Here is a 21854-nt window from a genome sequence, read left to right as displayed (position 1 = left end):
AGGCGATTCTAACCTGCAGTCCTTGGCAATTCGAACCGTTTCCGGCCGATTCTCGCATCGCTCGCCAGACGAACGTCAGAATTCGGATCGCATGCTTCACGCGTTCGGAATTCGGCGCATTGGGTCCAGGACGCGGCCTATGTCACACTGGCGTCTTTCCCTATGTGCGTTGCGAGCGCGCCATGTCCATCGCCTTTCTCCATCCGAAGAAGAACGCGCTGGTCTACCTGGTCAAGATCCTCACCGGTTCGCTGATCGTCTGGTTCGGTCTGCGCGCCGCCGGCTTTCCGGAGCCGTACTGGGCGATGATCTCGCTCATCATCGTTACCGAGCCCGACCCGATGCAGGCGCGCAGCAACTTCAAGGCGCGCTCGATCAACACGATCACCGGCGCGGTCGTGGCATGTGTGGTCTTGCTGATGATCGGGCCGGGGCTGGCGCCGATGCTGCTGGGTATCACGATCGCCACGCTCGCGGCCATGCTGGTGCAGAACTATCCGTCGAACTGGCGGCTCGGGCCGGCAACGGTCGTGATCCTGATGTCCGCGGCCTTGAGCGGCCAGGAGCAAGGGCTGCATGAAGAACTGAGCCTCGCCATGCTGCGCGTGATTGAGGTGCTGGTCGGCTCCACAGTCGCCCTGGTCCAGTCGCTGATCTATGGGCGATACGTGAAACCGTGGCTCATGCCGTCCGACTGAGGCGGCGTGACGACTGCGCCATTCCGGGCGTGTCTCGCCGCCCGGAAGCCTCGGAAGGTTTCGAAAGGCCAGGACGGCTTGGGCGCGCGGCTGCGGGCCGTCGCGCCTGTCAGCGCGACGTCTGCCGGTTGGCCAGATAGTGGAGGGGCAGCGCGTTGCTGCGCTTGAAAGCGCTCAGCACGATGTTCGAGCGAACGTTCTCGACGCCCGGCACCTGCATCAGCCGCTTCATGACGAACGCCGACAACGCGTTCAGATCCGGGACGACGATTCGCAGCAGGTAGTCCGCCTCGCCGACCACGGCGTGACACTCGAGCACCTCGGGCAGCAGATCGATCTCCGCCTGGAAGCGCTCGATGACCTGGTCGCCGTGATGCTGCAGACGCAGTGTCGTGAACGCCGTCACGGCCAGGCCCAGCGCCTCGGGCCGCAGCACCACGCGATATCCCTCGATGACCCCCGCCGCTTCGAGCCGCTGCAAGCGCCGGCCGATCTGTGACGCAGAGAGCGCCACGTGCTCGGCCAACTGGTGATGCGTGGCCCGTCCTTCCTTCTGCAATGCGTCCAGAAGGGCCAAATCGAAGCTATCCAGATCAAGCATGACGATTCTCCGCAATAAATCGCTTTTTTATGCGAACTTTATGCAAACCACTTTCACCACAGGCGCATTATGCGCCCATTTCGCACGCCCTGCGCACTACACTTTCAATCATTGCAACCGCTTGATTGAGTCGTCCGCATCATGTCCCTCACCGCCATGCTCCAGGAGCAGTTCGACGCCGGTCTCACGACCCGGCCCGACTTCACGATCGACCAGCCCGTCGAACAATACGGCGCGGTCGATCACGCGGTGTGGCAACAACTCTACGAACGTCAGACGGCAATGCTTCCCGGACGCGTGTGCGAGGCGTTCATGGACGGTATTCACGCTCTCGACATGGACGCCCGTCGCGTGCCGGAGTTCGCCCGTCTCAACGAAAAACTGATGCGCGCCACCGGCTGGCAGGTCGTCGCGGTGCCCGGCCTCGTGCCGGACGAGGTCTTCTTCGACCATCTCGCCCATCGTCGCTTTCCGGCCACATGGTGGATGCGACGCCCCGATCAGCTCGACTACCTGCAGGAACCCGACTGCTTTCACGACGTATTCGGTCACGTACCGCTGCTTGCCAACCCGGTGTTCGCCGACTTCATGCAGGCCTATGGCGAGGCCGGCAAGCTCGCGCAGTCGCTGGGCGCACTGCCGCTGCTCGCACGCCTGTACTGGTACACCGTCGAATTCGGTCTGATGCGCGACGGCGACGGTCTGCGCATCTACGGCGCCGGCATCGTCTCGAGCCGCGGCGAAACCGAGTTCTCCCTCACCTCGCGCGAACCGAACCGCATCGGTTTTTCGCTCGAGCGCGTGCTGCGCACGCAATACCGCATCGACACGTTTCAGCAAACGTACTTCGTGATCGATGATTTCGCCCAACTGTTCGAGGCGATGCGCGCCGATCTGCCCACGCTCTTCAAGGCCTTTGCCGAGACGTCACCTTTCGCGGCAAACGCTCGCGAGCCGCAAGACACGCCGATCCTGCTGCCCGCGTGAGCGCGGCGCGCGAGCGGGTCGGCTCTCGTCACCGCTTGTCTTTGCCAGCGCCCCCTCCAGGCGCTTCGACACACGCACCGCCTGCCTGTGAAACAATAGACCGCATGAAATGGCGACCCCGCCGCTTCATGGGCGCCGCGTGCGGCTCGGCCGAGTACCCTCCCGTGTCCGGCGCGCGGCCATCACTGGCGTCGTGCCGACGCCGGTGCATTCGAATCGGCCCGATTCAAACCGAACGTTTTGAAAGGAATGCTATGACAACACGACTCTCATCCGAGGCTCGCGCCGGCCTGGCCGAAGTGCTGCCCGAGTGGCATCAGGTGGTCGGCCGCGACGCCATCCAGCGCAGCTTCACGTTCCACGACTTCAACGAAGCCTTCGGCTTCATGGCGCAAGTGGCGCTCAAGGCCGAGAAGATGAATCACCATCCCGAGTGGTTCAACGTCTACAACCGCGTGGACATCACGCTCTCGACGCACGACGCCGACGGCCTGACCCAGCGTGACGTCGACCTCGCGCTCGCCATCGACCAGTTCGCCGGCGACCGCAGCTCGAGCTGAACGCGGCCGTCTTCGCATTGCCCCAACCACGCGTTTCGGGGCGTTTCTCTCAGCATCGGACGGTATCGCGGCCAGGACGCACCCCACAGGCCCGATCCGCACCGATGCCGCTCAACCGGTCTTCGTCACCCTCGCTCGGCTCGCGCGTGCCGGTCTTCGTCACCCTCGCTCGGCTCGCGCGTGCCGGTCTGCGATCACTTTTCGGACGCTGCCTTTTTTCGCGTTCGCCGGCGAATCAGCGCTTGGGCGCCAGCAACGTGCCGCGGCAATCCTTGCTGCCGCAGTGGCACGCATATTCTCGTTTGAGTTTCTTGGTGTAACGCGCGTCGATCACCAGACCGTAATCGTAAAAAAGCTCTTCGCCCGGCTCGATGTCGCGCAGCGCATAGATATACACGCGATCGCCCTCTTCGCGGGCTTCGCAATTCGGCGAACACGCGTGGTTGATCCAGCGCGCGTTGTTGCCGTTGACCTTGCCGTCGATGCAGCGGCCGTCTTCCAGACTGAAGTAGAAAGTATGCGTCGGGTGTTCCGGATCGTGCGGATGGCGGCGCAGCGCTTCGCGCCACGAAATGATCTCGCCCTTGTATTCGATCACGCGGTCCCCCTTCTTGAGGCGCTTGAGCGCGTACACACCTTTACCGTGGACGCCCGACTTCCTGACTTCGATTCTGCGCTTGGCTGCCATGTCTATGCGACGAGGTTTCGTGAATGCAAAAAAGCGCAGTGTACAGGCACGAGGCCATCATGTGCGTGACAACGCAAAACGAAAAAAAACGTCACCCGGTATCGGATGACGTTTTCCCCTGACGCACGCTCGACGCGAGACGATCGTCCACAATCGTCCGAGTCGATCGATTCGGACGAATGCCGTCTTTCGTTCAGGCCTTGCTGTAGATCTTCCAGATCTTGCGCTGCGTGGCGATGTCGGCTTCCTCGTGCGCGTTACAGTCGATCGGCAGTCGGGAATCGTCATACGTCGCGTTGAAGTAATCGCAGTAGTACGGGCCCTTGCCGCGCGCGTTCACCTCGAAGTGAGTGCATGTCAGGCACATACGCTGCGGCGGCATGTCGCCACGCTCCTGCATCGTGAAGACGAGTTTGAGCAGCGTGCGGTAGAACTGCGAGCGCTCCTTCTCGTTGAGCGTCTCCGAGGCCGTCATCAGGAAGTTCGGCCATTGCGACGCTTTCCTGGCGGCGGTCTTGCCCCGGGCGGTCAAGCGCAGCGCCAACGCGCGACCATCGTTGACGTCGCGGCGTTTTTCAACCAGATCCTTGCTTTCGAGTGTGCTCACGGCCTCGCTCACCGTGGCCGACGTGAGCGCCGCATCCTCCGCGATTTCGCCCAGTCGCATCGGCACGCCGCGCGCTAGCAAAAGGGTGAGTATCTCACCCTGCGTCGGCGTCAATCCAGCCATTGCCGCGCCTTCCCAGGCGTGGCTCCGTAACGCTGTTCCCATGCGCAACAAACCTGCCGTCACGCGCTTGGAGAGCGCTTCATCAAGTGGGGTCGGAGTAGCCATGATTTTCTTTAGGATTTCTAAAAACTATACGTCGATAAAACAGCTTGTCAAATACGAACTCCCAGGCGGTGCATCACACGTCATGACCCACATTTGTCCTGCGTTCCGGCGCCCCGCCCGGGGGAAACCCTAAAGCACTTCCGTGTCGATACGCGACGGCAAGTCGCTGTTGAACCTGCCTTCCCACCACGATTCCATTGTGTGTTCCGAGTTTAATTTTGGCGTATCAGTTCTTGTACTGATCTCCCAAATCCTACTCACGATGTTTACAAAATATTGGTGTCCTGCGCACTCGCCATGCGAAGCGGCGCGTCATTGAAAACGTTTCGCATCCCATGCGAATTTCATCGCTCGCTGAATAGTGGTCACAGGCGCCGTTCTCTTGCATCCCTCAACAAATTCGCCGTCGCGCGCGAAGCCGCGCCGCGCATGGCTTGCAGACCTTAACGATCCCTTTGCGCGATGCAAGGTTCCCCACCGGGGCCACAAAAAATCTCTCGATCTTCGAGAGATCCGCATGTCCGGATGCCGGGGTCGTGACTGCGCCATTCATCTGGCCGTTTCGGACAGAACGCAAATGATTTGAAACACAACGGCGGATCGTTAGTGGCCGGGGGTCGGCCGAAGGCCGGTTTCGCCGGAAAAGTCGGGAAGTGAAGTCGGGAGTGTGTACGTTGGCATGGCCGTTCGAACACACGAAACGAAGAATTGGACGGTGCCGGCGATTTCGCTCGTTGCAGCCAGCAAAACCAGAATCAGTCACTTTTCGCACCGCGTCCGGCAGGTCTCTAAACAAAGTGGCGAGATTGTAGCCGCGAACCAGGCGAGCGACGCGAGAACGTCAAAATTATCCACAAAACCGCATATTTCAGGGCCTTCTGCACAAAATTTAAGCGCCTGTGGATAACTTTCTGGATAACTTGTCGGACTAGATGTGCATGGCATCGGGATAACTTCAGAAGGTTTCCACAGGGGCCCAAAACTGTTCCGACTTGTTCTCGGGATACCCGCTGTTTTTCCATCCAGTTCTTATTTCGCCAAGATCCTGTTTACACACGGTTAACTGTGGTTATCCACAGGAGTGGTCCGCCTTTGTTAACTACTACTATGTATACATACAGTAAACCTATTAAAACCTTAAAACCTCGCTACGAGCCGAGCAAAAACGTGTGAACCCGCTTCGCCGCAACGGTGGAAAACGCCGCGCCCGCGGCGCGGGATTCCCCTCTCACAGGCGCTTTTGTCCTGTTCGCGCCGTTCCCCCTGTCTGCCCTGTCCGCCTTGATCGTTTTGTTCAAGCTGCCTGGCCCGATCGTCCCCAACGGGACACATTGCGCAACGCCGCACCCCCGGGTGCCGCAAAACCGGCTGCTACCGCCTGCGGTAAATCGTGATGGCAATAAGGCGACGGCAATAAAAAAACCCCGCCAAGGCGGGGTTTGGTAACACCGATCGCAAATGACGCGCATCGCGAGACATCCTGTTCGCGCGACGCCCGTGTTCCGGGCCGGTTCAGGTCATGCCGCCCAGCGCAGACACTGCTGGCGAACCATTTCATTGAGTGACTTGGCGTCGGCCTGGACTTCGCGCAGCCATACGGCGTCGTTCTTACCTGAAGCGACCAACTGACGGATCTCCTCGCAGGCGCCTTCGGCCTCCAGGGCCGCCGCATGTGGCTTGATGACCTCGAGCGTTTGCGCGACGTGCTGGCCCAGGGTGGTGCGCTCGCCTGTCTGCGGGTTCACATAAGCGCCTTCCAGACCGAAGCGGCAGGCCTCGAAGCGATTGAAGGTGTAGACGAGGTAATCGTCCTCGCTGAGCACGAACGGGTGCTCCTCGAGCAGATAACGGGCCAGAGACTGGATATAACAGGCGATGGCGGCCGCGCGGTCGACGGACAGGGGGGTGTCCATCACCCGCACCTCGATCGTCCCAAAACCCGGTTTTGGCCGAATGTCCCAGTAGAAGTCCTTCATGCTCTCGACAACGCCGGTTTTCACCATCTTGTCGAAATACGTCTCGAAGTCTTCCCACTTGAGCACGAACGGTGCGCGGCCCGAGAGCGGGAATGCGAACACCGAATTCAATCGCGCGGAATGAAAGCCTGTGTCGACCCCCTGCACGTAAGGCGAGGACGCCGACAGCGCAATGAAGTGCGGAATATAGCGCGACATCGCATGCAGCAGATAGAGCGCGCTGTCCGGGTCGGGACAGCCGATGTGCACGTGCTGGCCGAACACGGTGAACTGCTTGGCGAGATAGCCGTAGAGTTCGGAAAGGAAATGAAAGCGCGGCGAGTCGTAGATGGTGCGCTCGCTCCATCGCTGGAAGGCGTGCGTGCCGCCGCCGCACAGCCCGATGTTGAGCTGCTCGGCCGCCGCGACGAGCACGTCGCGAATTCGCCGCAGTTGCGCGACGGCGTCGCTGTGGTGGTGGCAGATGTCCGTGGAGAGCTCGATCATGCTCTCGGTCATCTCGGGCTTGATGTCGCCCGGGTGCGTCTCCTTGGCCACGAGACGCATCACGTCGGCGGCAGCCTTGGTCAGATCGTAGTCGTGACGATTGACGATCTGCATCTCGAGCTCCACCCCGAACGTACACGGCTTCGAGGGAATGAATTCTTCTAATGACATGGCTTAATCCTTCCGTTCACCGACAAGGGCCAGTGCCCAATAGACCACCAGCGGCGCGACCAGTTGCAGCAACGCGATGGCGCACATCACCACGGCTTTGAGCGTTGGATCGAACTGGGGGTAAATGTCGTAGGTATCGGCAACGAGTACGAACGCGAGACTGGCCATCGGGCACAGCGACAGCCCAAGCGCGACGGCCTGCCTGTAGCTGATACCGGCCTGATGCGCCACGGCCACCGTGCCGACCACCTTTGCGGCCAGACGCACCACGATGATCGCGGCCGCGGCGAGACCGCCGAGCACGAGGTACTCCCACTGGAAGGCCAGCGACGTCAGCACGAACAGCACCACGGCAAGCAGCCAGCCGGCCGTGCCGAAGTACGCGGGCCAGAGCTGCGGGCGCTCCTCCAGGTTCCGGAAAATGATCCCGGCGAGCAGCAGCGTGAGCGAGTTCGGCAGCTTGAGCATGTGCACGAGCGCCACCATCAGCATGATCAGACCGATGAGCATCACGAACGCGTGATGGTCCTGGCTGCCGAAGCTGCGGAACACGAGGTTGCACGCCTTGGCCAGGACGAACGCCAGCACGATCGAGCCGATGAGCAGGTACAGCGGATGGAACATCACGACCCACACGCTCGAGTGATACGCCTGGTGCATCCAGCCGTAGACGAGCTTCACGGCGACCACGGCGTACACGCTGTTGAGCGCGGCCAGCGCCAGCAATCGCTCCGTCACCTGACCTTCGGCGCGCAGCTCGTTCTTGAGCTGGATGACGACCGCCGGTGACGTGGCCATGCTGATCGACGCAATGAGTACGGCCGTGAGCGGCGTTATGCCAAATACGCGCAGCACGGCATAGACCGCGACAAAGGTGAGCAGCGCCTCGAGTGCACTCGTGACGATGATCCAGGGGTTGGCCCGCATCCATTTCAGGTTGAGGCGGCTGCCCAGTTCGAAGAGCAGCAGGCCCAGCGCCAGGTCGATCAGCAGCCGGATGGCAGCGCTCGTTTGCGCGTCCAGCATCGAGGAAAGACCCAGGGTGCCGCCAACCAGCCCGACCACGGCGTAACCGGTGATGCGCGGCAGGCGCAGTCTCCGGAAACAGATTTCCCCTGCGAGGCCGGCAAATACCAATGCCAGCCCGGCAAAGAAAACGGGGTCGGGCGCCGGCGGCCAGCCCGGGAAGAGGGACAGTTCCGACGTCATAATGCTCGCTTTGCGCCGCTTGACGGCGCATCAAGTGGTGAAAAGGAAAAGAAAGTCGCGCGCGGGGTTGCGGATGAACGACAAATGCGCGACGAACCCGAAGGGTTGGGTTTATTTTGCCACACTCGGTTTCCGAGGCCCGCGAAGGCCGGCCATCGCCTGGCTGACGGCAAGCCGGCGGCCCTCCTGCGGACCCCTGAGCCCCTGAGTCCCTGAGCCGCCGAACCACCGAACCGGCCCCGCGCGGCCAATCGCCGCTTGGAACCACGGTTTCGGAGCTCGCGCCAGCCCGGTGCTGGAGAACGGAGACGGTGTGCCGGGGCAAGCGCGCAGCGCGTCGGCCCCGCACGGGGTGCGGTCTTTCACCCCTACGGGGTCAGATTCGATTTACTGATGGTGAATCGATAGGGGGACCGACAAGTGGATCGATAATTCGGAGCACGGCGGTATGTCTGGACGGCATCTCGTTGTTGAGTCAGCACATTGACCGCAAGCAGCGGCCGCTCAGGGATCCGGTCCGGGACCCGCGTGAACTTGCCCATGAACCCGCCCACGGACCCGCCTAGGGGCTCCCTCTGGTGAGATGGCATCGCGGCGCGGCGACCTGTGCGCCACCAGTTCGGCGCTCAGCGCTTGCGCAGCGCCTGCATGAGGTAGCGCGCCGGATCGATGGCGTCGGCGAGCTCGCTTCCCACCGGCCACGGCTCGCCTTCGATCTGACTCGCAACGAGTTCCGCGCACAGCGACGCGAAGACCAGCCCGCGCGAGCCGAAGGCGAAGCTGGCATACAGACCGTCCAGACGCGGCAAATCGCGCAGGTGTGCGCCGGCCAGGCGCCGCTGCTGCGGCTCGATGGCGGCCACGTCCGGCAATTGCCCGGCCATCGGCAGGCGATCGGGGACGAGCGCCCGAAATGCCGTGCGTCCGCCAAGCTCGGCGGCGGCGCGCTCGCCGCCGAGCCCGGTCTCGCCGAATGTCTTTGCATGGGCGGGCAGCAATGCGGCGAGGCGCCGCAGGTTGGCCTGGTGATCGGCCACGCGCACGTCTTCGGCCGGGTCGTCGAAGCCATACGTCGCGCCCGTGACCGGCCCCGCCCCGGCCAGCGGCGACGGTGCGACGTAGCCATCGCCGCAGACCGGCACGCGCAGGCCGGGCAAGGTGTCCGGCGGCAGGAACGTCAATTGCCCGCGTACTTTCCGGACGGGCACGAATTCGGGCGCAAGGTAAGGTGCGAGCAGGCGCTGCGAGACGTCGGCCGCCGTGACGATGGCAACGTCGGCTTCGGCCAGCACCTGCCCGTTGCCGTCGACGGCCGCCCAGCGCCCGCCGCACTGCACCAGCCGGTCCACTGTCACGCCGTAGCGCGCATCGAGCGCGGGCCCGGCCGCAACCAGTTCCGCGCGGCAGAGCATGGCCGGGGCGAGCCAGCCGCCTTCCGGGAACCAGACGCCGCCATGGGCGAGCGTCTCGCCTGCGAGCGCGCTGGCCTGCGCTGCGTCGACCCACCTCGCATAAGCCGGCGGATATGCATGGGCGGCCATCAACTGCGCCATCGCGTGCGCCTCGGCGTCATTGCCGGCGACTTGCAGCAGGCCGTCCGCGCGCCCGGGCAACCCGCCCGGCAGCGCGCGCCATTGCGAGAGCGCGTAGAGAAAACCCGCGCGAGTGAGCCGCGACAGCACGTTATCGTCGGCAGAGAGTTGGGGATGGAAGACGCCCGCGGGATTGCCCGACGCCGCCGAGCCCGGCGCTTGCGCCCGCTCGAAGAGCCGCACGCGCCAGCCGCGCGCCACGAGCCGGCGGGCCATCGCGGCGCCCGCCATTCCGGCCCCGACGACGATCGCTTCGCGATCGCGCCAACGCCGCGCGGCGGGCGGATCGTAGCGCCGCATGCGGTATGGCGGCGCGTAGGCGCCGGCGAGCATGTCGCGCTTGCGGCCATAGCCGGGCCTGCGTTCCATCCGGAAGCCCGCTGCGACGAGATCGCGCCGTACCTGTCCGGCCGCCGTGTAAGTGGCGAGCGTGGCGCCGTCGCGCGCCATGCGCCCGAGCGTCTTGAAGACGTCGGCCGACCACATGTCGGGGTTTTTCGATGGCGCGAAGCCATCGAGAAAGAAAGCATCGGCGCCGACCCGCAACGACGGCATCAGAGCGAAGAAATCTCCGAAGCCGACGCTCAACACCACGCCGGGCGCCAACTCGAGCCGGTGCCAGCCGGCTACCGGCGCCGGCCAGGCGTCGCACAGGCGCTGGACGAGCGGCGCGAGTTCGGTCATGCCCGGCAGCACGAGCATCGGTTCGAGCATGCGCCGCAAGTCCTGCGGCCGGAACGGAAACTTCTCGACCGACACGAAGTGCAGTCGCGCGGGCCGCTGCGGGTCGTCGCGCCAGGCGGCCCACGTGGCAAGGAAATTCAGCCCGAGGCCAAAGCCCGTCTCGACGATCACGAATTGTGCTCGATCGCGCCAGCGCGCCGGCAGCCCGTTGCCGCCGAGAAAGACGTGGCGCGCCTGACCGAGCGCGCCGTCGGTGCTGTGATAGACGTCGTCGAACGCCGCCGAGTAAGGCGTGCCGTCAGCGGCCGTCGCCGGCTCTGCCGGCGTGATGGGGCCCGCACCCGCCCGCCGGCTCATTCGCCACCCCGCTCTTCGGTCACGATCTCGATGAGCCCGGGCAGCGACACCACGCCGAGCCATTTCCCCTGCGCGTCGACGACCGGCACCCAGTCCGCGCGCATCGTGCCGAGCGCGCGCAGCGCCGCGACGAGCGTCGTCTCGCCGTCCAACGGCTTGCACGGCGTGATCACCTCCGTCCATTGCGCCGGCTCACCCGTGGCTTGACGCCGCCACCAGCTCGCGGCGTCCAGCGTGCCGACGAGCGCGCCGTCACCGGCGCGCACCACGAGGTTGCGGTAACCGGTGGCGATGAACCGTTGCGCGATAGCTTCCGGGGTGGCGGCAGCGCTCAGGACCGCGTCGTTGTCTTCGGCCAGCGAGGACAGGCGCATCGTGCCGGCTTCGCCGGTCATCGACAGCCAGCGCCCGGCCACCTGGTTGCGGCGCAGCGACTTCGCGTACACCGAATCTTCGCGCAGCGCGTGCGCTGTGAGATAAGCGGTCACGCAGGCGAGCATGAGCGGCAGCACCACCTGGTAGCTCAGCGTCATCTCGAAGATCATCAGGATCGACATGAGCGGCGCGTAGGTCGTGGCCGCGAGAAACGCGCCCATGCCGACCACGGCGTAGCTGCTCGCCACCGACGCCGTGGCCGGCGCCAGCGCGTTCATCGCCAGACCGTAGAGACTGCCGAGGGCCGCCCCGACGAAAAGTGTCGGCGTGAACACGCCGCCCACCGCGCCGGAGCCGGCCGACGAGGCCGTGGCCAGCACCTTGAAGACCAGCACCATGGCAAGCGCCTGCCACGCCCAGTGCGTATGCAGAATCGAGTTCACCACGCTGTAGCCGTTGCCCCACACGTGGGGCACCTGCACCGACAACGCGCCAACGATCAGCCCGCCGAGCGCCAGACGCACAAAGAGCGGCACGGGCAGCGCGCCGAAGCGTTGCTTGGCGGTGTCGAGCAAACGCAGGAACATCGGTGCGAGCACGCCCGCGAGAATGCCCAGGCCGACGTAGAAGAAGACTTCCCAGCCGGAGACGAAGTCGAAGCGCGGCATTTGATAGACCGCGTCGTAGCTGAGGAACTGGCGAATGACGATGTTCGCGATGACCGACGCGACGACCAGCGGTCCGAGCGTGGTCGTCGAAATCGAGCCGTAGACAATCTCGGAGATGAACAGCGCGCCGGCGATCGGAGCGTTGTAGGCGGAGGTGATGCCGGCTGTCGCACCGCAGGCCACGAGCAGGCGCAGACGCTCCGGGGGAAACGCGAGCATGCGCCCGACGAGCGACGCGAACATCGCCGCGAGCTGCACCATCGGCCCTTCCCGGCCGATCGACGCCCCCGAGGCGACGGAACAGAGGGACGACATGCTCTTGACGAGCGTCTGGCGAAGACTCAGCACGCCGGTGCCGATGGCGATGGCTTCCATATAGTCGTCCGCGCCCTTCTTTGGCACCCACAGCGTGGCGTATTGAAGAATCAGCCCCGCGACGAGGCCGCCCGCGGTGGGCAGCAGCAGGCGCTGCCACCAGTTCAGATCCTGCGCCAGCTCGACCATGCCGCTGTGATGCCCCGCCAGCAGGAACTGCAAGCCGGAGAGCGCCTCCCGGAACGCCACGGTGGCCAACGCGCCCAGCAGTCCGACGATGCCGGCGAGCAGCAGCGTGATCTGCAGGGTGTTCGGTGCGAATTGACGCCGCACCCACACAACGACAGGCGATTTGGCCCAGGCGGACACTGCTGGCACGGATAAGAGACGGTCGTGATCGAAATTGGGTCTCATGGTATCGACCGACGACTCAATTTGAAAGCGCGGGCCTCATCCGGCGCGAGATCGGCCGGCGGGTGCCGTGAAAACTGAGTGATGCTCAGGTAATGAGAGCCCAGCCGGCCCGTGCCCCGGGCGGCTCGGACGTTTCCGCCCGGACATGCCGGCCCGGACATTCCGGTTCACCACGATGAGGCGCCGCGACTGGCGCCCGAAAAGTGAATATCGCTCACATAAACGCGTTTTTTAGGCCGCATCGGAGGCCCCTGGGACCGCCATCATCGCCGTCACCCGACTGCCTGCCGGTTACCCGCCGACGAGGCCATGATCCGGCCGCGCTGACACTGCCTTTCAACTGGCCACATTGCACGCCGTGAAATAGAATGGCGCGCAATCGAATCGGCAAAAGAGAAGCGACACCCGCATGGCAGTGAGCAAGAAAACCGCACCGAAAACACCCGTGCGTCTGGAAGATCAGTTGGGTTTCGCGTTGTATTCGGCAGCGCTTGCCATGACCAAGGCGCACAAGCCGATGCTCGACCGGCTGGGCCTCACCTACTCGCAATATCTCGCGATGGTCGTGCTCTGGGAGCAGGACGGCATCGCAGTCAATCAACTGGGCGCACGCCTCGGGCTCGACTCCGGCACGCTCACCCCGCTGCTGAAAAGACTGGAATCCATGGGACTTTTGACGCGTCGTCGTGGTGAGGCGGACGAGCGTCAGGTCTTCATCGACCTCACGCCGCGCGGCGTGAGCCTGCGTCGCGAGGCGCGTTACGTGCCGGCGCAGGTCCAGGCGGCCACGGGCCAGTCCGACGCCGCGCAGAAGACGCTTCGCAACCTGCTGCTGCAACTTCGCGAAGCGCTCAATGCCGCCTGAGCGATGTCTGGGGGGAACGTCCGAGAGGACAAACGCGCGTCCGGCATTTCGGCCCGACGTGCGTCATTCAGTGGCACGCAATCGATTGCCGCCCGGTGAGTGTCAATGCGCCGGGACGAGCATCTCGACGCCGTCGATCTTCTCGACGGTATAACCGGCGTCGCGCCACGCATCGAGGCCACCCAGCAGCGGGCGCACTTCCGTGAAGCCTTGCGCGCGCAGTTGCTGCGCGAGCCGCGCGGCGGTGACTTCATTCGGGCAGGCGCAGAACACCACGATGCGACGATCGCGCGGAATATCGCGCAACTGCTCGGCCAGATTGTCGTCCGGCTCGATGGCGATGGCGCCCGGAATCGTGAACGGATCGATGGCCCGGCGCGCGGCCGAACGCACGTCGATGACGACCGGCGTCACTTCGTCCTTCATCCAGGCTTCGAGCGTCTTCACGCCGATGCGCGCCATGCGCAGCGAGCGCAGCAGCCGGTAGCGATTGAGCCACCGGTTGAGCAGGTACAGCGCGAAGACGATCACCACCAGCCAGAGCACGCCGCGACCGAGCGTATCGAACGCGTCGAGCACGGCCACGATGTGCGAGGCAAAGCCCACGCCAAGCGCCACGGCTACGCCCGACCAGAGCGCCGCCCCAATGGCGTCGTACATCAGGAACTTGCGCCATGGCACGCCGAGGGCGCCGGCCATCGGCACCGACAGCGCCGAGAGGCCGGGCACGAAGCGGGCGAACACCAGCACGCGCGCACCGTGGCGCCCCATCGCGCCCTCGGTGCGGCTCACGCAGGTGTCGGGCGAGATCGACAGGCGGCACATCAGCCGCAGGATGTGGTGGCCGTAGCGGCGTCCGGCGAGGAACCAGAGCGCGTCGCCGAGCAACGCCGCGAATACCGCCAGGCCGACGATGAGCGCCGCCGGGAAGAGCGACGTGGACGCCGTGACGATCAGGGTGGGATAGGCCGGCAACGGCAGGCCCAGCGCCTGTCCGAAGATATTCAGAAAGACGAGCCAAAGTCCGTAGCGGGCGATCAGATCGAACAACATGCCGGGTACCTGTGGTGTTGGGGCGCGGGCGCGAATTCGCGCAATACCGCATGGTATCGCCGCGTCGTGACGGCCAGAAGCCGGAAAGGCGAAAAGTAATGTTGCTTTTCTGGAACGATGGCGCGGTCAGTGGCCGAGCGCCGCTCTCGCGGCACGCTTCGGGCGAGTCATCCAGACGAGCACCGCCAGCGCCAGAAAAACGTAGCCCGACAGATGGAAGATGTCGTTGGTCGCCAGCATGAAAGCGTGCCGGGTGACGAGGTCGTTGAGCATGCCGACGTCCGCGCCGGGGGGCAGCCCCAGGCCCTGGCGCAATTGGTCGAGATAGCTCGTGGTGGCCTCGGAGTACGGCGTGATGTGCTCGGCAAGGCGCGCGTGGTGATAGATCGCGCGATCTTCCCACATCGTCGTGCTCACCGCGGTGCCGATTGCACCCGAGAGCGTGCGGAAGAAGTTCGACAGGCCGGAGGCCGCCGCAAGCCGTTCGTCGGAGATGCTCGAGAGGGTGATCGTCGTCATCGGCACGAAGAAGCACGCGATACCGATGCCCTGCACGAGCCGCGGCTCGATCACCTTCGCGAACGACATGTTCAGCGCGAAGCCTGAATTCCAGAACGACACGCCGGCAAACACGAAGAACGCGAACGAGGCCACCGCGCGTAGATTGAGCCGCTCCATGTTCTGTCCGATGATCGGCGAGAGCACCAGTGCGAGCAGGCCCACCGGCGCGGTCGCCAGCCCGGCCTTGCCGGCGGTGTAGTCCATTACCGTCTGCAGCCATAGCGGAAAGATCACCACCGACGCGAAGAACGACATGAAGCCGAACGAGATCACGACCACCCCGAGTGCGAAATTGCGATCACTGAACAGCGTGAGATCCACGATGGGCGTCTCGGACGTGAGTTCCCACAGCACCAGGAACGACAGGCACACAGCCGCCGTGATCGCGAGCGTGACGATCAGGCTGTTGTTGAACCAGTCGCGGTCCTTGCCGAGGTCGAGCATCATCTGCAGCGAGCCCACCCCGATGGCGAGCAGCGTCAGCCCGACGAGGTCGATCGGCAGCTTGCGCGTCTTCGTCTCATGCCCGCGCAGCAGCACGAAGCACGACGCCGCCGAGAAGACTCCCACCGGCACGTTGATGTAGAAAATCCATGGCCAGGTGTAGTTGTCCGTGATCCATCCGCCCACGACGGGGCCGAAGATCGGCGCGACGATCACGGTCATGGCCCACAGGCCCAGCGCGAGCCCGCGTTTCTTCTCCGGGAAGCTGCGCAGCAGGATGGTCTGCGAGAGCGGCACCATCGGGCCGGAGACCAGGCCCTGCAGCAGACGGCAGACGACCAGCGCTTCCATGTTCGGCGCGAGGCCGCACAGCATGGACGCCAGCGTAAACGCCGCCACCGACGACACGAACAGCCGGGCTTCGCCCACGCGTCGCGCGAGCCAACCGGTGAGCGGCACGGCAACGGCCGCCGCCACGGCGTAGGAACTGATGACCCAGGTGCCCTGACTGTTCGATACGCCCACGCTGCCGGCAATGGTCGGCACGGCAACGTTGGCGATCGAGGTGTCGAGCACCTCCATGAACGTGCCCAGGGCGAGACCGATGGTGAGAATTGCCAGTCGCGCGCCGCTCAGCGGTGCGCCTTGCGGCGCGGCGGCGGAGTTTGCGGTGGCGGCGTCGGCCATGTGAGGTATCTCCCTGACGTTGCGCCCGACCCGACGGATCGCGGCGGTCCCCGGATCCCACGATGTTGCCGCAGAAATCGCGGCGATGTGCGACGCAGGTTTGGAAACGTCGCTCTAAACCGCGACGTTTCACCCCATTTCATCGCGCAAAACCATCGCGGCTGCGCGAATCGCGCGTGCGCCATGGGTTCGCGCCGGGCAGGCTTCGTGCCGTGACGGCGGCATGCGGCAAATCGCCTTTCTCTGGCGAACGGCAGACGCTTTTGCCCCTTGACGCCGGCGGAGCGGCGGGATGAAATCGCCGCTGACGCCCGACGCGTGCGATGCCGCGTCCGCTCTGCCCGGGGCGTAGTCGTGCAGGCTCGAACAAAGGTCTTTCGCCCGCGCCTTCGGCACCCGGCGAAAAGCGAAACCACAGGATAAGCCCATGCAGCCAGGTAGCGTCATTCCCCTTCAATACAGTGAGTTTCTGGTCCTGCTGTCGTTCGTGATATCGGCGCTCGGCGCCTATGTCGCGCTGGTCGCGGCCTCGCGCATTCGCGACGACGACGGGCGCATCAGCAAGGGCTATCTCGGGGTGTCGGCACTCGCACTCGGCGGTATCGGCATCTGGGGCATGCATTTCATCGGCATGGCCGCGCAACGTATGCCATTTCCCGTGGCGTATGCGCTATGGCCCACGCTCGGCAGCCTCCTGTTGGCCGTGGTGATCTCGGGCGCGGCGCTCTGGTACGTGGCGCGCTCGCCCTATCGCAATGCGGCGCGCTGCATCGTGGGGGCGTCGTGGGCGGGCTCGGCGTGGCCGGCATGCACTATCTCGGCATGAGCGCGGTGCGCACGCAGGCGTACTTCCAGTGGGATACGACCATCATTGCGCTGTCGGTGCTCATCGCGATCGTGGCCGCCAGCGTGGCGTTGTGGCTGGCGTTCCATCTGGAGACGAGCCTGCAGCGCGCGCTGGCGGCACTCGTGATGGCAATCGCGGTGTGCGGCATGCACTACACCGGCATGCGCGCCGGGACCATCATCTGCACGACGCAGACGCGCGCCCAGATCGGCATGCGGCTGCAAGGCGACACGCTGCCGTATGGCGTTTTCATCATTGCCTGCGTGGTATTGCTCGCCATGGCGGTTCTGCTCTATCGCACCTCGCGCAGGCGGCGCGAGCGCATGGCGGCCCGCCTCGACGCGCTCATGCGCCAACGTGCGAGGCACACCTGATCGCGGCACGGCTCGCGCGTGCCGAATCGTGGGCTCCTGCGCCTGGGCTCTGACCTCGCGGGAATGCAAAAACGCCGGACCATCGAAAGATCGTCCGGCGTTTCGTTGTGGTGAAAAACGGCGCGCCAAGGCGCCGTGGCATGGGGTTGCGCGAATGTTCAGTGAAGGATGGGACTGCCTCCGACAGGCATGACGTCACCCGTCTCGATCAGGTCGGCAATGAAGAACGGTTCAGTGTTGAGTTCACGGGATGCACCGGGTTGGCCGGCGTACCAGCGCACCATCGCCATGTCGCCCAGCACACGCGTCACGATGCCGATGGCGCCGCGCGGCACTGCGATGTGATTGGATTTGACGATCGATCCGACTTGCACTTGAAACTCCCTGCGAATGACGAAGAACCGATGCGCGCCCCGGCGGGGGCGCTCATCGTCATCCGACTATACCGTATTGCGCTGCGGGGATCGTCGATTTCTGGGCGGCAGCGGTGAAAAAGCCTTCGGGGGGCGCGCCGCGATACTCCGCCAGCACGCGATAGTGCGGCCCGCGCGGGGTGCGCACCGAATGCACGAGCACGTAGCCGTCGCAGTGCCAGGTCACGGGCCGCGGATAGGGGTCTTCGGGCGCGCATCGCGCATGGCGCAGCAGCGTGACGTGTGGACGAAACGATTGCGTCACCACGCGCGCGCCGGTCGCACGCCACTGCGAGAGCAGGGCGTCGCGCGTGGCAACGAGACTTTCCGGCACGCCGGCCGCGCCCGCCCACACGATCTTGCGATCCGACCAATAGCCGAGATGATCGAACGTGAGCGAGAACGGCGCGAGCGGGGTGCGTTGCATCAACCCGAGCAGCACCGGCAGACGAGTGGGGTCGACCTCGTCGAGAAAGGCGAGCGTCAGGTGCAGGGTCTGGGCGCGCAGCACACGGCCGCCGCATTCCGCATGGGCCGATACGGCCCATTCGTGAAGCTGCGCGCGCACACCCTGCCCCGGCCACAGGGCAAGGAAGAGTCGCATGAGAACACCAGGGAGTGGAGCCTGCTGGTGATTCTCATAGTAGACGGGCCATACGGCGAATGCCAGCCGCGCCGATGGTGGGCGATTGCCGCGACCGCACGGAAGGGGGAAGCGACCGGGGGGCACGGCAGCGACGCGCAGGGCGGGCTGCGGGCCGAGCGTGGCGGCTGTGACGGCCGTCGGCCCCGACCCGCTCCGGTGGATGGGAGCGTCGGGCGGAGGTTGCGCGGCCCTGCTCGTCAGTTGGTGGAGACGCCGGTGTTGATGCCACGACGTGCGCGCCGCGGGGTTTCGGCCGGTTTTTCTTCGGCCTTGGGCTTGGCCGGATTCATGATGCTGTTCCAGTTGTTCTGGATTGCCGTGTCGGTGGTATCGCGGGAGACGGCGCGCGAGATGTCCGCGCTCGGGTTGAAGGCGGGGGCGTTGCCGCCGGCGCTCGGCGCGGTGGCGCCCGCCGTCGGCGCCGGCGTGTTCTGTGCGTGGGCGCGTGGTGTCAGCATGAGCGCGGCTGCGGCCGCGGCGGGCAGCATCAGCCAGTGCAAACGGCGCAGCGATGAAGCGCGGGAAGTGTCGGAAGTGCTGGAAGTGCTGGAAGTGCTGAAACGGTGGGAAGTGCCGGTGGCGTAAGAAGTGAGAGCGAAACCGGAGGGACGGACGGTCGAATCGTGGGCCATGGAGTGTCTCGGGCGAGGCGACGCGCATTCGCCGGCGTGGGCCCTTTCGTGTGTGGGCGGGGCGACGCCGGCGTCGCGTCTCGTTGGGATTTTCAGTAGCCAGGCGGCGGCTTCCAGCCCGGGGGCGGAGGCGGCGGCGGTGCATAACGCTGCACCGGCTGCATGGGTTGTGAAGACACCATGTCTGCGCGCACAGGCACGCGGTTGCCGTATGCGTACATGCATTGGATGTAGGCCTGATCATAGCGGCTTTGCGTCATGTATGCAGACGACTGCGCGTTGCTCATTCCCACGGCGCTGCCGGTGAGCAGACCCGCACCGGCGCCGATGGCGGCGCCCGAGCCACCCCCGAAGGCCGCGCCGGCTGCCGCCCCGATTGCGGTACCGAGCACGGCGCTGCCCAGCGCACTGTTGTTGGCCGCCGTGGCGGTATCCTGACCGTTGTTCTGGCCCGAGGCGAACTGGCGGCAATTGAAGTCATCCTGGCGGAACTGGTCGAACGATTTGCCCGTGCCCGGCAATGCCATGATGCTGGGCCCGGCGGGCACGACGGCGCAGCCGGCCAGCGCGGCGGTGGCAATCGCAATGGCAATGGCGAGGGCAAGGGGCGCGGGTGCAAAGCGGCGCGCGCGGGTGACGCAGTGCAGCGAGCGGCGCTCGACGGGCCGCGGTGATGCGAGGGTCATGGGCGTCTCCCGCTTAGTTGATCGGCTGCGCGGGAACTTCGCGCCAGCCGGCCGGACACGTTTTCACGTAGGGATAGTAGGCCTTGGCCTTCTCGCAGTAGTACCAGGTGTCGCCGTTGGCGCCGGGCTGGTCGGCTTGCGCGCCCGGTTGTGGTTGCTCGATGTACTGCTGCGGCTGGCTCGGGACCACGACGAGCGGCGGCGCGTAGTAAGGCGCCGGCGCGTAATAGGGATAGGCGGGGTAGTAGCCGGGCCCGACCCACACGCGCACCCCGCCGCCATGCCAGGCAAAGGCGCTGCCGCTGGCCATCGCGGCGGCTACGGCCGCGAAGCCGAGAACAACAGGAAGACGTTTCACGACACAGACCTCGAAAAACGGGTCCCGGGGCGCGCCGCAAACGGGATGAATGTGACGAGACGCCGCCCGGGATCTGACGTCTCCGAGTCTAGGCCCGCGCTTGCCGGGGAGCAATTACGGCGGCCGTGAGAAGTGTTTCAAAGCATTACGTTTGCGGGGTGGCGCTTGCAGGCTGTTGAAGGCGCTTCAAGGGGCTTCAAGGCGGGGGGTTACTTCCCAATACAGAACCGGCTGAAAATCACGCCGAGCAGGTCGTCCGACGTGAACTCGCCGGTGATGGTGCTCAGTTGCTCCTGCGCGAGCCGCAGTTCTTCGGCGAAGAGGTCGAGCGCGCTGGCGTTCTGCCGCGCATGGGCGTGCGCCAGCTCGATATGCTCGCGCGCGGCGCGCAAGGCCGAGAGATGACGCTCGCGCGCGAGAAACACGCCCTCGTTGCCCGCCTGCCACCCCGCGATCTTCAACAGCTCCGCGCGCAACAGATCGATCCCCTGCCCGCCCTTGGCCGAGAGCCGCACGCCGAGCGGCGCGGCGCCTTCCTTGGGCAAGACCGCTGCGGGCGCTCCCGCCAGATCGGTCTTGTTGTACACGCGCACGACAGGCACGAGCGTCGGCAATTGCGCGGCGATGACCTCGTCTTCCGGTGTCAGCCCGGTGCGCGCGTCCAGAAGATGCAACACGGCGTCGGCCTTCGCGATCTCGCTCCAACTGCGCGCGATGCCGATGCGCTCGACTTCGTCTTCCGTCTCGCGCAGCCCGGCCGTGTCGATGATGTGCAGCGGAATGCCGTCGATCTGAATGGTCTGCTGCACCTTGTCGCGCGTGGTGCCGGCAATCGGCGTGACGATCGCCAGCTCCGCGCCGGCCAGCGCATTGAGCAGCGACGACTTGCCGACGTTGGGCTGCCCCGCGAGCACGACGTTGATTCCCTCGCGCAGCAGCGCGCCCTGGCGGGCCTGCGACAGCACCTGCGCCAACTGCGTGCGGATGCGCTCGAGTTGCCCGAAGGCATCGGCGGCTTCGAGGAAATCGATCTCTTCCTCGGGGAAATCCAGCGTCGCCTCGACCAGCATGCGCAGATGGATCACCAGATCCACCAGCGAATGGATCTCGCGCGAGAACGCGCCGTCGAGCGAGCGGCTCGCCGAGCGCGCCGCGGCCTCGGTGCTCGCTTCAATGAGATCGGCCACGGCTTCGGCCTGCGCCAGATCGAGCTTGTCGTTCAGAAAGGCGCGGTGTGTGAATTCGCCCGGCTCGGCCAGACGCACGCCGAGCTCGGCGCCTTCGTCGATGCAACGCTGCAGCAGCAGTTGCAGCACGATCGGACCACCGTGTCCCTGCAGCTCCAGCACGTCCTCACCGGTGTAGGAGTTCGGACCGGGAAAGTACAGCGCGATGCCGCGATCGAGCGCCTCGCCGGCGGCATCGAGAAACGGAAGATACGACGCATGACGCGGCTTGAGCGGCTGACCGACGAGCCGCGCGATGACGCGTTGCACCGCTTCGCCGCGATGCTTGCCGAAAGACACGCGCACGACGCCGATCCCGCCGCGTCCGGGTGCGGTGGCGATGGCGGCGATCGGGGCGATCGGGGCGATTTGGGCGATCGGGGCTGTGGCGCTCATGAAACGGCTCGTCGGGGACTCGTCGAAAAACAGGCGTTCATTTTGACACG

At 65.1% G+C, this 21854-nt stretch carries 19 protein-coding genes and 1 pseudogene; 6 read left to right on the top strand and 14 right to left on the bottom strand.

From position 1 onward, the window contains the following. Positions 1 to 182: 182 nt before the first annotated feature. On the top strand, positions 183 to 698 hold the full coding sequence (locus tag CDN36_RS18470) for an FUSC family protein (RefSeq protein ID WP_150555471.1): 516 nt from the start codon (positions 183 to 185) through the stop codon (positions 696 to 698). A gap of 109 nt (positions 699 to 807) precedes the next feature. Here CDN36_RS18470 and CDN36_RS18465 read toward each other — a convergent pair whose 3' ends face one another. Continuing rightward, positions 808 to 1299, bottom strand: coding sequence for an Lrp/AsnC family transcriptional regulator (locus CDN36_RS18465; RefSeq protein ID WP_039406882.1), 492 nt, complete (start codon positions 1297 to 1299; stop codon positions 808 to 810). Between the two features lie 141 nt (positions 1300 to 1440). On the opposite strand from CDN36_RS18465, the gene phhA reads away from it, so the two are divergent. Continuing rightward, positions 1441 to 2286 (top strand): phenylalanine 4-monooxygenase, encoded by an 846-nt coding sequence (phhA, locus tag CDN36_RS18460; protein ID WP_287497534.1) that lies wholly within the window; start codon positions 1441 to 1443, stop codon positions 2284 to 2286. 128 nt (positions 2287 to 2414) lie between these two features. Beyond that, positions 2415 to 2846: a 4a-hydroxytetrahydrobiopterin dehydratase gene (locus CDN36_RS18455; protein WP_287497549.1), complete on the top strand. Its 432-nt coding sequence runs from the start codon at positions 2415 to 2417 to the stop codon at positions 2844 to 2846. Positions 2847 to 3081: 235 nt separating this feature from the next. Here the strand turns inward: CDN36_RS18455 and CDN36_RS18450 are convergent, their stop codons facing one another. The 6 genes from CDN36_RS18450 to CDN36_RS18425 form a co-directional block, all read right to left on the bottom strand. Next, entirely contained in the window at positions 3082 to 3534 is a 453-nt protein-coding gene (locus tag CDN36_RS18450) for an SET domain-containing protein (RefSeq protein ID WP_150555468.1), read from the bottom strand. Between the two features lie 193 nt (positions 3535 to 3727). Then, complete coding sequence (locus tag CDN36_RS18445; protein ID WP_174966352.1) at positions 3728 to 4369, bottom strand: MarR family winged helix-turn-helix transcriptional regulator; 642 nt, start codon at positions 4367 to 4369, stop codon at positions 3728 to 3730. Between the two features lie 1517 nt (positions 4370 to 5886). Further along, on the bottom strand, positions 5887 to 7002 hold the full coding sequence (locus CDN36_RS18440) for a YbdK family carboxylate-amine ligase (RefSeq protein ID WP_287497533.1): 1116 nt from the start codon (positions 7000 to 7002) through the stop codon (positions 5887 to 5889). A 3-nt stretch (positions 7003 to 7005) separates the two neighbouring features. Next, positions 7006 to 8211 carry a cation:proton antiporter gene (locus tag CDN36_RS18435; protein WP_150555466.1) on the bottom strand — a complete coding sequence of 402 codons (1206 nt, stop codon included), beginning with the start codon at positions 8209 to 8211 and terminating at the stop codon, positions 7006 to 7008. Positions 8212 to 8837: 626 nt separating this feature from the next. Continuing rightward, positions 8838 to 10844 carry a bifunctional tRNA (5-methylaminomethyl-2-thiouridine)(34)-methyltransferase MnmC2/FAD-dependent 5-carboxymethylaminomethyl-2-thiouridine(34) oxidoreductase MnmC1 gene (mnmC, locus tag CDN36_RS18430; RefSeq protein WP_287497532.1) on the bottom strand — a complete coding sequence of 669 codons (2007 nt, stop codon included), beginning with the start codon at positions 10842 to 10844 and terminating at the stop codon, positions 8838 to 8840. Further along, on the bottom strand, positions 10841 to 12616 hold the full coding sequence (locus tag CDN36_RS18425) for a ClcB-like voltage-gated chloride channel protein (RefSeq protein WP_502920386.1): 1776 nt from the start codon (positions 12614 to 12616) through the stop codon (positions 10841 to 10843). The genes mnmC and CDN36_RS18425 overlap by 4 nt, the downstream gene beginning before the upstream one ends. Before the next feature lie 409 nt (positions 12617 to 13025). On the opposite strand from CDN36_RS18425, the gene CDN36_RS18420 reads away from it, so the two are divergent. Further along, on the top strand, positions 13026 to 13481 hold the full coding sequence (locus CDN36_RS18420; protein WP_287497531.1) for a MarR family winged helix-turn-helix transcriptional regulator: 456 nt from the start codon (positions 13026 to 13028) through the stop codon (positions 13479 to 13481). 102 nt (positions 13482 to 13583) lie between these two features. Here CDN36_RS18420 and CDN36_RS18415 read toward each other — a convergent pair whose 3' ends face one another. Then, positions 13584 to 14534, bottom strand: a complete 951-nt coding sequence (locus CDN36_RS18415; RefSeq protein WP_287497530.1) for a DedA family protein/thiosulfate sulfurtransferase GlpE — start codon at positions 14532 to 14534, stop codon at positions 13584 to 13586. 126 nt (positions 14535 to 14660) lie between these two features. After that, positions 14661 to 16226: a DHA2 family efflux MFS transporter permease subunit gene (locus CDN36_RS18410; RefSeq protein ID WP_287497529.1), complete on the bottom strand. Its 1566-nt coding sequence runs from the start codon at positions 16224 to 16226 to the stop codon at positions 14661 to 14663. A gap of 427 nt (positions 16227 to 16653) precedes the next feature. On the opposite strand from CDN36_RS18410, the pseudogene CDN36_RS18405 reads away from it, so the two are divergent. After that, a pseudogene (locus CDN36_RS18405) lies at positions 16654 to 17447 on the top strand (MHYT domain-containing protein). 158 nt (positions 17448 to 17605) lie between these two features. Here CDN36_RS18405 and CDN36_RS18400 read toward each other — a convergent pair. Together CDN36_RS18400 and thpR are read right to left on the bottom strand one after the other, a co-directional pair. Continuing rightward, the gene (locus CDN36_RS18400; protein ID WP_150555460.1) at positions 17606 to 17821 is read right to left on the bottom strand and encodes a hypothetical protein; all 216 of its coding nucleotides are present in this window, start codon (positions 17819 to 17821) and stop codon (positions 17606 to 17608) included. 58 nt (positions 17822 to 17879) lie between these two features. Next, entirely contained in the window at positions 17880 to 18464 is a 585-nt protein-coding gene (gene thpR, locus CDN36_RS18395; protein ID WP_287497528.1) for an RNA 2',3'-cyclic phosphodiesterase, read from the bottom strand. A 330-nt stretch (positions 18465 to 18794) separates the two neighbouring features. On the opposite strand from thpR, the gene CDN36_RS18390 reads away from it, so the two are divergent. Next, a complete protein-coding gene (locus tag CDN36_RS18390; RefSeq protein ID WP_287497527.1) occupies positions 18795 to 19091 on the top strand; it encodes a hypothetical protein in 297 nt (98 codons plus the stop codon). Between the two features lie 139 nt (positions 19092 to 19230). Here CDN36_RS18390 and CDN36_RS18385 read toward each other — a convergent pair whose 3' ends face one another. From CDN36_RS18385 to mnmE, 3 genes are all read right to left on the bottom strand, one after another. Continuing rightward, positions 19231 to 19824, bottom strand: coding sequence for a YMGG-like glycine zipper-containing protein (locus tag CDN36_RS18385; protein ID WP_287497526.1), 594 nt, complete (start codon positions 19822 to 19824; stop codon positions 19231 to 19233). 13 nt (positions 19825 to 19837) lie between these two features. Continuing rightward, entirely contained in the window at positions 19838 to 20182 is a 345-nt protein-coding gene (locus tag CDN36_RS18380) for a hypothetical protein (RefSeq protein WP_287497525.1), read from the bottom strand. Between the two features lie 209 nt (positions 20183 to 20391). Next, entirely contained in the window at positions 20392 to 21804 is a 1413-nt protein-coding gene (mnmE, locus tag CDN36_RS18375) for a tRNA uridine-5-carboxymethylaminomethyl(34) synthesis GTPase MnmE (RefSeq protein WP_287497524.1), read from the bottom strand. Between the last annotated feature and the right edge of the window lie 50 nt (positions 21805 to 21854).

Origin of the sequence: Pandoraea sp. CB10b_02, from assembly GCF_002216225.1 — a bacterium.
GTDB classification, from domain to species: Bacteria; Pseudomonadota; Gammaproteobacteria; order Burkholderiales; family Burkholderiaceae; genus Pandoraea; species Pandoraea nosoerga.
Note: the sequence above shows the minus strand (reverse complement) of the source record. Positions and strands in the feature narration are given on the sequence as shown.